Raw genomic sequence first — 12,678 nt, forward strand, 5'->3', positions numbered from 1 at the left:
ATTCGTTTCTCCCCACTTCACTCAGGAGCTCGCGATGGCCGATCTGGCCTTCGTCGTCACCACGGTCGCGGTGTTCGCGCTGGTGGCGCTCATCGCCCGGGGGGTGACCAAGCTGTGACCGCCGAAACCATCGTCGGCCTCGTCGTGGCCGTCTCCCTGCTCGGATACCTCGTCCTCGCCCTCGTGTACCCGGAGAGGTTCTGAGCACGGTCATGAGCCCCGTAACCGCAGGCGTGCTCCAGCTGCTCGCCCTCGTCGCCGCCCTCGCGCTGGCCTATCGTCCGCTCGGCGACCACATGGCCCGCGTCTACTCCTCCGAGAAGCACTACCGCCCGGAGAAGTGGATCTACCGGGCCATCGGCGCCAACCCCTCGGCCGAGATGCGCTGGCCCGCCTACCTGCGCGGTGTCCTCGCCTTCTCCGCGGTGAGCGTCCTGTTCCTCTACGGTCTGCAGCGGGCCCAGGGGATACTCCCCGGCTCGCTCGGCTTCTCCGCGATCGACCCGGACCAGGCCTTCAACACGGCCGCGTCCTTCGTCGCGAACACCAACTGGCAGTCGTACTCCGGCGAGCAGGCCATGGGCCACGTCGTGCAGACCGGCGGCCTGGCGGTGCAGAACTTCGTCTCCGCCGCCGTCGGCATGGCCGTCGCCGCGGCCCTCGTACGGGGCTTCGCCCGCTCCCGTACCGGCGAACTCGGCAACTTCTGGGCCGACCTGGTGCGCGGCACCTTCCGGATCCTGCTGCCGGTCTCCGTGCTCGGCGCGCTCGTGCTCGTCGCGTGCGGGGTGATCCAGAACTTCGCCGGCATCCACGAGGTCGGCCAGTTCACGGGCGGCGCGCAGCAGTGGAACGGCGGCGCCGTCGCCTCGCAGGAGGTCATCAAGGAGCTGGGCACCAACGGCGGCGGCTACTTCAACGCCAACTCCGCCCACCCCTTCGAGAACCCCACCCCCTTCTCCAACTTGTTCGAGGTCTTCCTGATCCTGGTGATCCCGTTCGCGCTGACCCGTACCTTCGGCCGGATGGTCGGCAGTCCGCGCCAGGGCTACGCGATCCTCGCGACGATGGCGACGATCTGGCTCGGGTTCACCGCGCTGATGATGTGGACGGAGTTCGCCCACCACGGGCCGGCCTTCGACGTCGCCGGCGGAGCGATGGAGGGCAAGGAGACCCGTTTCGGCATCGCCGGATCCGCGATCTTCTCCGTCGCCACGACCCTGACGTCGACCGGTGCGGTCAACTCCTTCCACTCCTCGTTCACGGGCCTGGGCGGCGGCATCCAGCTGCTGGGCATGCAGCTGGGCGAGATCGCGCCCGGCGGCGTCGGCTCCGGCCTGTACGGCATGCTCGTCATGGCGGTCATCGCGGTGTTCCTCGCCGGCCTGATGGTCGGCCGCACCCCCGAGTACCTCGGCAAGAAGATCGGCACCCGCCAGATCAAGCTCGCGGCCTGCTACATCCTCGTCACCCCCGCCCTGGTGCTGTGCTTCACCGCGGCCGCGATGGCGCTGCCCACCCCGCCGCACTCGATGCTCAACTCCGGGGCGCACGGCTTCTCCGAGATCCTGTACGCGTACACCTCGGGCGCCAACAACAACGGCTCCGCCTTCGGCGGCCTGAACGCCGACACGCAGTGGTTCAACACCACCATCGGCCTCGCCATGCTGCTGGGCCGTTTCCTTCCCATGGTGTTCGTCCTCGCGCTGGCCGGTTCGCTCGCCGAGCAGACCCCGGTCCCCGAGACCGCGGGCACCCTGCGCACCGACAAGCCGCTCTACGCGGGCCTCCTCGTCGGCACGATCGTCATCATCACCGGACTCACCTACTTCCCGGCCCTCGCGCTGGGTCCGCTCGCCGAAGGGCTCGCCGCATGAGCACCGCAACCCCCACGAGGCCTCCGCACCAGGAGGTGTCCACCGGCCGCGAGCCGGCCGCCGGCCGGGTGGACGGGGGCCTGTTCGATCCCCGGCAGCTGCTGAAGTCCTTCCCCGACGCCGTCCGCAAGCTGGACCCGCGCGTCATGATCAAGTCGCCGGTCATGTTCGTGGTGCTGGCCGGCTCGGTCGTCACCACCGCCTTGGCCCTGAGGGACCCCGGCGACTGGTTCGGCTGGGCGATCACCGCCTGGCTGTGGCTGACCACGGTCTTCGCGAACCTCGCCGAGGCCGTGGCGGAGGGGCGCGGCAAGGCCCAGGCCGACACCCTCCGCAGGGCCAAGACGGACTCCGTCGCCCGCCGTCTGGGCGCCTCGGGTGAGGAGCAGGTCCCGGGCACCGAGCTGCGCATCGGTGATCTGGTCGTCTGCGAGGCGGGCGACGTCATCCCCGGCGACGGTGACGTCGTCGAGGGCGTCGCCTCCGTCGACGAGTCCGCCATCACCGGCGAGTCCGCGCCCGTCATCCGGGAGTCCGGCGGCGACCGAAGTGCCGTGACCGGCGGAACCAAGGTCCTCTCCGACCGCATCGTCATCAAGATCACCACCAAGCCCGGCGAGACCTTCATCGACCGCATGATCGCCCTGGTCGAGGGCGCCGCCCGGCAGAAGACGCCCAACGAGATCGCCCTCAACATCCTGTTGGCGTCCCTCACGATCGTCTTCCTGCTCGCCGTCGTCACCCTCCAGCCGTTCGCGGTCTACGCGGGCGCCGAGCAGTCGATGATCGTCCTGACCGCGCTGCTGGTCTGCCTCATCCCCACCACCATCGGGGCCTTGCTCTCCGCGATCGGCATCGCGGGCATGGACCGCCTCGTACAGCGCAACGTCCTCGCCATGTCGGGGCGGGCCGTCGAAGCCGCCGGTGACGTGTCGACGCTGCTGCTCGACAAGACCGGCACCATCACCCTCGGCAACCGCCGGGCCGCCGAGTTCCTCCCCGTCGAGGGCGCCACGGCCGCCGAACTGGCCGACGCCGCGCAGCTGTCGTCGCTGGCCGACGAGACCCCCGAGGGCCGCTCCATCGTGGTGCTCGCGAAGGAGAGGTACGGGCTGCGCGAACGCCACCAGGGCGAGCTCGCCCGCGCCGAATGGATCGCCTTCACCGCGCAGACCCGTATGTCGGGCGTCGACGTGGACGGCAGGAAGACCCGCAAGGGCGCCGCCGGTTCGGTCATCGCCTGGGTCGAGGAGCGCGGCGGCCGGGTCTGCGACGACGCGGCCGTCCTCGCCGACCGGATCTCCGAGGCGGGCGGCACGCCGCTGCTGGTGGCCGTCGAGGACGAGAAGGGCGCCCGGATCCTCGGGGTCGTCCACCTGAAGGACGTGGTCAAGGAGGGCATGCGCGAACGCTTCGACGAGCTGCGCCGCATGGGCATCAAGACCATCATGATCACCGGTGACAACCCGCTGACCGCGAAGGCGATCGCACGGGAGGCCGGCGTCGACGACTTCCTCGCCGAGGCCACCCCCGAGGACAAGATGGCCCTCATCAAGCGGGAACAGGCCGGCGGCAAGCTGGTCGCGATGACGGGCGACGGTACGAACGACGCCCCGGCCCTCGCCCAGGCGGACGTCGGCGTGGCCATGAACACCGGTACCTCGGCCGCCAAGGAGGCCGGGAACATGGTGGACCTGGACTCCGACCCGACCAAGCTCATCGAGATCGTCGAGATCGGCAAGCAGCTCCTCATCACCCGGGGCGCGCTGACCACCTTCTCCATCGCCAACGACGTGGCCAAGTACTTCGCGATCATCCCGGCCATGTTCGCCGTGGTCTACCCGGGCCTCGACAAGCTCAACATCATGGGCCTGGCCTCCCCGGAGTCGGCGATCCTGTCCGCCGTCATCTTCAACGCGCTGATCATCATCGCCCTGGTCCCCCTCGCCCTCAAGGGCGTCCGGTACCGGCCGACCAGCGCCGACAGGATGCTCCGCCGCAACCTCGGCCTCTACGGACTGGGCGGTCTCGTCGCCCCGTTCATCGGCATCAAGCTCATCGACCTCCTCCTCTCCCTCATCCCCGGAATCGGCTGATCCGCATGAACACTTCCGTAGGCAATACGGCCCGCCTCGTCGGCGCCGGCCTCCGCGCCCTGCTGGTCCTGACGGTGCTCTGCGGCGTGCTCTACCCGCTCGCCGTCACCGGCGTCGCCCAGGCGCTCTTCCCCGACCAGGCCAACGGCTCCGAGGTGAAGGACGGGAGCGGCCGGGTCGTCGGCTCGTCGCTCATCGGCCAGAGCTACCCGCTGCCGAAGCAGGACCCGGGCAACGCCGAAGAGGCGGCGAAACCGGACCTCAGGTGGTTCCAGCCGCGCCCCTCCAACGGACTGGGCACCAACAGCGTCAACACGCGGTACACGCTGATCCTCTCCGGGGCCACCAACCGCTCCGCCGACAACGGCGCGGTGAACGGCCGCTGCACCGAGGACGCCGAGGAGGGCACCCTCTGCGCCCAGGTCGTCGGCGCGAAGGCGGCGGTCATCACGGACAACTCCACGCCCTCCTACCGGGTCAGGCCCGAGGACGTGCCCGCCGACGCCGTCACCTCCTCCGGCTCGGGCCTGGACCCGGCCATCTCCCCCGCGTATGCCGGGCTCCAGGCGCACCGGGTCGCCGAGCGCAACGGGCTCGCCGTCGAGCGGGTCGAGGAACTCGTCGCCGCGCACACGCGGGGCCGCGTGCTCGGCTTCATGGGCGAACCCCGGGTGAACGTCCTCGAACTCAACACCGCCCTCAAGGCCCTGGTCCACCCCTGAGGTTCCACGGCGCGCGGACCGGGAGCCGGCCGGGGGCACACCTCCTCCGGCCGGCTCCCCCCTTCCCGGCGGCGACCGCCCCACGACGAACGAAAGGCCGCACATCCATGACCCGGGTGCTGGTGGTGGAGGACGATCCCCAGCTCGTCCGCGCCCTGAAGATCAACCTCCAGGCGCGCGGGTTCGCCGTCGAGGAGGCCCCCGACGGGGGCTCGGCCTTGCGGCTCGCGGCCGCCCGCGCGCCCGACGTCATCGTGCTGGACCTCGGCCTGCCCGACATGGACGGCGTCGAGGTCATCAGCAGCGTCCGCAGCCGGGACCGGCTCGTCCCGATCCTGGTCCTCTCCGCGCGCCACGGCTCCGAGGACAAGGTCCGGGCGCTCGACGCGGGGGCGGACGACTACGTGACGAAGCCGTTCAGCATGGACGAGCTGCTGGCCCGCCTGCGGGCGGCCGCGCGCCGGCAGGCGGCGCCGGGGGCGTCCCGGGCCGAGGAGACCGCCGTCGTCACCACCGACGGGTTCACCGTGGACCTCGTGGCGAAGAAGGTCCGGCGGGGCGAGCGCACGGTCCGTCTGACCCCGACCGAGTGGCACCTGCTGGAGATCCTCCTCACCCACCCGGGCCGGCTGATCACCCAGGGCCGGCTGCTGCTGGAGGTGTGGGGGCCGACGTACCGCGAGAACACCAACTACCTGCGGGTCTACATGGCCCAGCTACGGCGGAAACTGGAAGCGGACCCCTCCCGTCCGCGCTACCTGATCACCGAGCCGGGCATGGGCTACCGCTTCGAACCCTGATCCCCCCACCACGCCCCGCGTCGTCGTACGGCCGGGGCGTCAACAACGCGTCAGCGCCGCGGGAGATCCCGTCAAGCATGCGTCAGCGCCGGGGCCGGCCCCGGCCGTACGGGCATACCTTCGCCGAAGCGCGCCGCCCGGCCCTCCCGCCGGGGCGCCACCGCACGCTCCCGATCAGGAGGCCGACCATGCCGAGCACCGACCGCGCCGAAGACCCCGAACCCTGCGAACGCGTCCCGGCCGGACCCCTGCACGTCCCCGTCCGGCCGGGACCCGCGGGCTGCACGGCCCGCTTCTTCCGTACCGCTCCCGGCGAGCGGACCGCCGTCGGCTTCACCTCGGCCGAGCGGCTCACCGCCACCCTGGGCCCGGACCAGCCGTGGATCAGGCTCTCGGAACCGGCCCTGCGCGCCCTGGCCCGCCCGCTGGGCATCCAGCTCCTCACGGTGGACCCGCAGCTGTGCGCCCCCGCCGCCGGTGCGGCCGGCGCGGAGCCGCCGGCCGGCCGGCCGGGCCGCGAGCCCCACCGCGCCGCCCCGGCCGTCAACCGTCCGCACCTCCCGATCGGCTGAAGGGCCCGCCGCCATGACCGTCACCCTCCCGGCCGCCCCCGTCCACGCCGCCGCCCCGGCGGACCTCTCCGTCTGGCCTTCGTCGGCCCGGCCGGCCCCCGGCGGCGACGTCACCGTCGCCGGGGTCTCCCTCGCCGAGGCCGCCACCCGGTTCGGCACCCCGCTCTACCTCCTGGACGAGGGCGAGGTCCGCGACCGCTGCCGCGCCTACCGCGCCGCCTTCCCCGACGCGGACGTCGTCTACGCAGCCAAGGCCTTCCTCTGCCGGGCGATGGTCCGCTGGGTCGAGGAGGAGGGCCTGGGCCTCGACGTCTGCTCCGCCGGGGAACTCGGCCTCGCCACCGCCGCCGGGTTCCCGGCCGGGCGGATCGTCCTGCACGGCAACGCCAAGAGCCCCGAGGACCTGTACGCCGCCGTGCGGCTCCGGGTCGGCCGCATCGTCCTCGACAGCGCGCCGGAGATCGCCCGGCTGGCCGAGATCGTCCCCGACGGCGAGCGCCGGCCGGTCATGGTGCGGGTCGTGCCCGGCATCGCGGCGGGTGGCCACGCCAAGATCCGTACCGGTACGGAGGACCAGAAGTTCGGCCTCTCCCTCACGGACGGGTCCGCCCAGCACGCCATCGCCCGGGTGCTGGCCCGGCCCCGCCTGGAACTCGTGGGGCTGCACTGCCACATCGGCTCCCAGATCACCTCGGTCAAGCCGTACGTCGCCGCCGTGCGCCGGATGGTCGGCCTGATGACCCAGGTGCGCGACCACCACGGCCTGGAGCTCCCCCAGCTGAACATCGGCGGCGGCCACGGCACCCCGTACCGCCCCGGCGAAGCCGCCCTCGACCCGGCCGCGCTGGCCGCCCGGGTCCGGGCCGAGCTGGCGGACGGCTGCGCGCACGCGAAGCTGCCGGTGCCGCGGCTGACCGTCGAACCGGGCCGCGCCCTCGTCGGCCCGGCGGGCGTGGCCGTCTACCGGGTGCTCACCGTCAAGGAGACCTCGGGGCGCACGTTCGTCGCCGTCGACGGCGGCATGAGCGACAACCCCCGGCCGGCCCTATACGAGGTCCGGTACGCGCCCCGGCTGGTCGGCCGCCGCTCGACGGCCGCGCCGGCCCTCGTCACGGTGGTGGGCCGGCACTGCGAGGCGGGCGACGTCCTCGCCGAGGACGTGCCCCTGCCGGCCGACGTCCGGCCCGGGGACCTCCTCGCCGTACCCGCGGCCGGCGCCTACCACCTGTCCATGGCGTCCGGCTACAACCTGGTCGGCCGACCGCCGGTGGTCGCGGTCCGCGACGGCTCGGCGCGGCTCCTCGTACGCCGTGAATCCCTGGCCGACATGAGCCGGCGCGACATCGGCCTGTAGCCGCCGCCCACCGCCGGGGCCCCAGCTAGGTGAAGGTTCAACCGCCCTGCCCCGGCGGTGAGTTGGCCGGACCCACCCTGACTGCCGCCGAGCGCACGTGACATGATCGACTTTCGCGTTACTCGTCAGTAACGAACCCTCCCGCAAGAAGGTCACCCTCACACGTGCGCACGTTCACCCGCCGTCTCCTGCTCCCCGGTCTGACCACCCTGACGCTCGCCGCCACCGCCTGCTCCACGACCGCCCACACGGGCGCGGCCGGGACCACGAGTCCCCCGACCGCCGCGGCGCGGGCCGGTGACGCCCCCGAGCGGCTGGACGTGGACGCCGCGCCGCAGGGGTCGGCCGCGCCGACCGCCCTCACCCGCGCCCGTACCGACGGGAAGGGCCCCGAGAAGGCCCCGCTCAAGGTCGCCTCGTACGACAAGGCCAGCGGACGGGCCGTCATATCGAACGCCCCGCCCGCGCGTCGGACCCCCTCCGCCTCCCCCAGCCGCTCGGCCGCCGCACCCGACGCGCCCGTGGCGGTGGGCGACGTCATCGCCAGCGCCCCGGCGCCCGGCGCTCCCGACGGGCTGCTCGCGAAGGTGACCGAGGTCGTCGGCACGACGGACCGCGGCACCGAGGTGAAGACCGCCTCCACGACGCTCGCCGCCGCCCTCGGGGACGACACGGCCGACGGCAAGGTCCCCGTCGACCCGGCCACCGTCCGCGTCGAGCCCCTGATGAAGGGCGTCACCGTCTCCTGGGCGAAGACCGGGGGCGTGCGCTCCGGCCCCCACGGCGCGCGCCTGCCCCTCGGCAGCCTCCGGCTCGATGTCGACGCCGCCGTCGCCACCGCCGAAGGCGCCCCCGCCTCGGCCGGCGCCTCGGTGTCCGGCTTCGTCCAGCTCGCCCCCGAGGTGGAGTTCTCCTACCAGGGCGGCCCCGGCGCCGGCCCGGGCGCGGCCTTCCTCGGCATGAGCGGCGACTGGTCCTCCCAGTGGGAGCTGAAGGGGCGTGCAGCGGCGAGCACCGGCGCGCCCAGGCGCCTCCCGTTCGCCAGGCTGCACAGCGATCCCGTCCTCCAGGTGGGCCCGGTGCCGGTCGTCGTCAACCTCGATCTGACCTGTTACGTCCAGGTGGAGGCGGACGGCCGCGTCACCCTCGACGTCCGGCAGGACGTGACGGGTGACTTCCGCGTCGGCGGCGGCTACGCGGCGGGCAAGGGTTGGACCCCGGTCAGCGCCTCGGCCGTCCGCAGCTCGCCGGTGAAGGCCGAGGTCGGCGCGGCCGGGCAGGTCAAGGCCGCGGTCGGCGCCGAGGCCTCCGTCGGTCTGTACGGGGCCGTCGGCGTCACCGCCGACTTCGCGCCCTACCTGCGCGGCGAGGCCGACGGCAAGGCGACGGCGTCCGGTGACCGCACGGCCGCGGCGGCCGGTTCCTGGGCGCTGCACGGCGGCTTCGACCTGAGCGGGCAGCTCCAGCTCGGGCTGTCGCTGTTCGGCACCCCGGCCGTCGAGCGGCGCGTCCCGCTGGGCAGCCTCCACCGCGAGTGGCCCCTGGCGCACGGCCGCGCCGCCTCCTGACCACCACCGCGTACGAAGACCCCGGGCGCCCCCGGCCACCTGGAGCCGTCGGCCCGGCCTGACACGCGGCACCGCCCGCCGCGAGGTTTCGCGGCGGGCGGTGTCAGGGCCGGGCGTCGGCGTCAGGTGCGGTACGCGAAGTAGACGGCGTCCGGGTAGGACGCGATCAGGCTCGCGAGCGACTTCCGCTTGGTGTTGGTGGAGTGGTAGGTGAGGTACGGCATGCCCGCGGCGCTGCGGTACGTCACCATCATGGAGTGGTCCTTGGACCCGTCCTTGTTGAAGTCCACCTGCACGATGTCGCCGACGTCCGTCTGGTAGACGTTGGCCAGGTTGGCGGCCCGCTGGTTGGAGAGCGTGAACCAGGCCCACTCGTTCGCGCCGACCCAGGAGTCGGACTGGCGGGTGCCGTCGTACCACCAGTTGCGGTAGTCCGAGGAGGAGCCGGGAACGGCCTTCCAGCCGCCCGCCTTCAGCGCCTGGCTGATGAAGTTGGTGCAGTCTCCGCCGGCGCCGGTGAACTTGCGGTAGGCCGGGTTGTAGTTGCTCCAGTACTTCTCGGCGTACTGCGCCATGGCGTTGTAGTCGTAGGCGCCGCCGGTCTTCGCCTTGGGCTTGGCCGGCGCCGGGTACTTGGTGGACGCGGGCGTGCCGTCCGGGTACTGGTTGCCGTCGTCCTTGACCACGTTGACCTTGGCGGCCACCGGCTCGTTCACCGCGACGGGGCCGGCCTCCTGGGAGGCGATCGAGGTCAGCTCCCAGGCACCGCCCTTCTTGCTGGTGAGCTTCAGCTCGTAGCGGGTGCGGAAGTCGGTCGTGGCCGGCTCGTCGCCGCGCACCTTCTTGTAGGTGAGCGTGGTCTGCTCGGTGACCTCCACGGTGGCCTTGCCGCCGGTGACGGTGGCCTTGTCCACGGAGACCTTGGTGTCGGCGCCCGTGTAGGCCTCGCCGAGCGCCGCCAGCCGGGTCTTGCGCGAACGCAGCGACGCCATCGCGGCGTCCTCGTCCTTCTTCAGCTGGGTGGAAAGGCGCGCCTTGGCGGACGGGGTACGGGCCGGGGCGCGGTGTCCCGCCGGCTCCTCGACCAGGGCCTCGGTACGCTGGGACAGCACATCGTCCGCCAGGCGGGCGAAGGTGTCGACCGTCTTGCGGTCGGCGTCTTTGGGGCCGGATTCCGCGCTCGCGGAGTAGGCGAGCAGGCTCGCGGACGCGACGCCCACGGTCAGGGTCGCCCCCACGGCGAGCCTGAACCTCTTTGCTATCACTGTGTTTCCCCTTGTCACCCGGTCCGCTCGAACCGGGGGACGGAATCTTCGCACAACTTGGCGACCCCTTCGATCCGTTCCGCTTGACGTGCGCACACCGCGGCTCCGGGGCGCCGGAACTGTGCTTCCGGATTCCGGATCGGCCGCGCGGACACCCCTTTTGTCCGGAGTGTGAGAGCCCCACAACAGCCACACAGGCAGTGCCTCTAGGGTGTGGGGAAAGTACGGCGGAAAGGGCATGCGCAGTGGGCAGGCAGGAGAGGGGCGGCAGAGGACGTGCGCGCGGCGGGCGGGCGGCCCCGGCCGACGGCGGCGGCGCGGCCCCGTCGGGCCGCCCCGGGGGCTCCGGTTCGCGCCGCCGGGCCCGTACGAAGACCGGCCGGATCCGTACCCTCACGGCCCCCCTCGCCACCGCCCTGGCGCCGGTCCTCACCGCCGCCCTCGCCAGGGTCCGGCCGCTGCTGCGCCGGCTGCGGCCCGCCTATCCGCGGCCGGGCCGGGCCGGCTGGCGCCGCTGGATACCCTCCTGGCGCCAGTGGCTGGGCGCGTGCCTGTACGCCCTCATCGGCATGGTGGGCTTCGTCGCGTGCGCGTACGCGGTGACGGACATACCCGACGATCTCAACTCGTTCGCCAAGCAACAGGACAACATCTACTACTGGGCCGACGGTTCGACGATGGCCCGTACCGGCTGGGTCAGCCGCCAGGAGATGCCGCTCGACAAGGTGCCCGCACCGGTCCAGGGCGCCGTGCTCGCGGCCGAGAACTCCAGCTTCTACTCCGACCCCGGCGTCTCGCCTTCGGGCGTCCTGCGCGCCGTGCGCGCCGCGGTCACGGGCGGCGAGACCCAGGGCGGGTCGACCATCACCCAGCAGTACGTGAAGAACGCCTACCTGAGCCAGGACCGCACCCTGTCCCGCAAGTTCACCGAGCTGCTCCTCGCGGTCAAGCTGGACAACCAGAAGGGCAAGGAGCAGATCCTCCAGGACTACCTCAACACCAGCTGGTTCGGCCGCGGTACCTACGGCATCCAGCGCGCGGCCCAGGCGTACTACGGCAAGGACGTATCGCAGCTCAACGCGAGCGAGGGCGCCTTCCTGGCCTCCCTCCTCAAGGGCGCCGGGCTGTTCGACCCGGCCCTCGGCAAGGCGAACCACGAGCGGGCCGTCGAGCGGTGGAGCTGGATCCTGGACCGCATGGTCGAGACCGGCCGGCTCTCGGCCAAGGAGCGGGCCACGTACACGAAGTTCCCGGAGCCCTCCGGGACCTCCCTGTCCGGCACGCCCGGCGCGCAGACCGGCTACCTGGTGGAGCTGGCCAAGCAGTACGCCATCAAGGCCGGGGACATCAAGGACTCCGACTTCGACCTCGGCGGCTACCAGGTCTACACGACCTTCGACCGGTCCCGCATGGAGGCCCTGACGGCCGCCGTCCAGAACGCCCAGAAGGCCTTCGACGCGCAGCAGCGCCCCGACACCGACCAGCACGCGAAGATCGGCGCGGCGAGCGTCGCCCCCGACGGCCGGCTGCTGGCCGTGTACGGCGGCCCGGACTACCTGAAGCAGGGCTTCAACGAGTCGAACGCGACGACGATCCCGGCCGGCACGGCGTTCACGCCGCTCGTCTACGCCGCCGCGCTGGAGGAGGGCGTCACGCGCACGCGCGGCGCGGCCCGTACGCCCCTGTCCCCCACGGCCCTCTACGACGGCAACGACCAGGTCACCGTGCAGACGCCCGAGGGCCCGTACTGGGACCGCAGCGGCAAGGTGGTCAAGGGGAAGAACGACGGCGGGCGCAACTGGGGCCAGGTCACCATGCGCCAGGCCGTCGCGAACTCGGTCAACACCCCGCTGCTCCAGCTCGGCCTCGACGTGGGCCTGGACCGGGTGGACGCGTTCGCGCGGCGGGCGGGCCTGCTCGAATCGAGCCTGGGGCCGCGGATCCCCGCCTTCGCGCTCGGGGAGAACTCCACGCCCAGCGCCATCCGCATGGCCGGCGCGTACGAGACCTTCGCGGCCCAGGGCATGCACACGGACCCGTACTCGGTCCGCTCGGTCACCCGCAACGGCGCGGTGGTGCCCGTCGCCGCGCCGAAGCCCACGCGAGCGGTGTCGGCCAAGACCGCCCGTACGGTGACGGAGGCCCTGCGGGACACGGTCACCGACGGGTCGGCGAAGTCGGCGGCCAAGGCGCATCCCGGCGCGGCGGGCAAGACCGGGACGACGGCCGCGAACACGGCGGGCTGGTTCGTGGCCAGCACCGAGAAGGAGTCCACGGCCGTGGTGGTCTACCGGATGGCGCTGACCGACCTGGTCCCGCTGCCGCTGACGGGGCTGGGCGCTGACGCCCCGGGCACGCCCGGCAGCGAGCGGGCGGTGCGCCTGTGGGCCGACTACATCAAGGCCGTGAAGTGAGCGTGGGCGG

General features: G+C 72.6%; 10 protein-coding genes. 9 read left to right on the forward strand and 1 reads right to left on the reverse strand.

The window, feature by feature from the left end; translation table 11 throughout:
- Window positions 1-114: 114 nt before the first annotated feature.
- The 8 genes from kdpF to ACZ6ZT_RS11110 all read left to right on the forward strand — a co-directional run bounded on the left by kdpF (window position 115) and on the right by ACZ6ZT_RS11110 (window position 8,989).
- A complete protein-coding gene (gene kdpF / locus ACZ6ZT_RS11075; RefSeq protein WP_069922808.1) occupies window positions 115-204 on the forward strand; it encodes a K(+)-transporting ATPase subunit F in 90 nt (29 codons plus the stop codon).
- A gap of 8 nt (window positions 205-212) precedes the next feature.
- Window positions 213-1,877, forward strand: coding sequence for a potassium-transporting ATPase subunit KdpA (gene kdpA, locus ACZ6ZT_RS11080; protein WP_469717721.1), 1,665 nt, complete (start codon window positions 213-215; stop codon window positions 1,875-1,877).
- Window positions 1,874-3,973 (forward strand): potassium-transporting ATPase subunit KdpB, encoded by a 2,100-nt coding sequence (kdpB, locus tag ACZ6ZT_RS11085; protein ID WP_469717724.1) that lies wholly within the window; start codon window positions 1,874-1,876, stop codon window positions 3,971-3,973. Before kdpA ends, kdpB begins: the two co-directional genes overlap by 4 nt.
- Before the next feature lie 5 nt (window positions 3,974-3,978).
- Window positions 3,979-4,695, forward strand: a complete 717-nt coding sequence (locus ACZ6ZT_RS11090) for a potassium-transporting ATPase subunit C (RefSeq protein WP_469717726.1) — start codon at window positions 3,979-3,981, stop codon at window positions 4,693-4,695.
- Window positions 4,696-4,802: 107 nt separating this feature from the next.
- Window positions 4,803-5,495 (forward strand): response regulator, encoded by a 693-nt coding sequence (locus tag ACZ6ZT_RS11095; RefSeq protein ID WP_469717729.1) that lies wholly within the window; start codon window positions 4,803-4,805, stop codon window positions 5,493-5,495.
- Between the two features lie 188 nt (window positions 5,496-5,683).
- Window positions 5,684-6,067, forward strand: a complete 384-nt coding sequence (locus tag ACZ6ZT_RS11100) for an SAV_915 family protein (protein ID WP_469717733.1) — start codon at window positions 5,684-5,686, stop codon at window positions 6,065-6,067.
- A gap of 13 nt (window positions 6,068-6,080) precedes the next feature.
- Window positions 6,081-7,421 (forward strand): diaminopimelate decarboxylase, encoded by a 1,341-nt coding sequence (gene lysA / locus ACZ6ZT_RS11105; RefSeq protein ID WP_469717736.1) that lies wholly within the window; start codon window positions 6,081-6,083, stop codon window positions 7,419-7,421.
- A gap of 164 nt (window positions 7,422-7,585) precedes the next feature.
- Window positions 7,586-8,989, forward strand: a complete 1,404-nt coding sequence (locus ACZ6ZT_RS11110; protein WP_469717737.1) for a hypothetical protein — start codon at window positions 7,586-7,588, stop codon at window positions 8,987-8,989.
- A 122-nt stretch (window positions 8,990-9,111) separates the two neighbouring features.
- Here the strand turns inward: ACZ6ZT_RS11110 and ACZ6ZT_RS11115 are convergent, their stop codons facing one another.
- Window positions 9,112-10,254, reverse strand: coding sequence for an amidase domain-containing protein (locus tag ACZ6ZT_RS11115; RefSeq protein ID WP_469717739.1), 1,143 nt, complete (start codon window positions 10,252-10,254; stop codon window positions 9,112-9,114).
- A 245-nt stretch (window positions 10,255-10,499) separates the two neighbouring features.
- Here ACZ6ZT_RS11115 and ACZ6ZT_RS11120 point away from each other — a divergent pair, with 245 nt between their 5' ends.
- A complete protein-coding gene (locus tag ACZ6ZT_RS11120) occupies window positions 10,500-12,668 on the forward strand; it encodes a transglycosylase domain-containing protein (protein ID WP_469717741.1) in 2,169 nt (722 codons plus the stop codon).
- Window positions 12,669-12,678: the final 10 nt, after the last annotated feature.

The organism is Streptomyces sp. NPDC102258 (assembly GCF_055584685.1).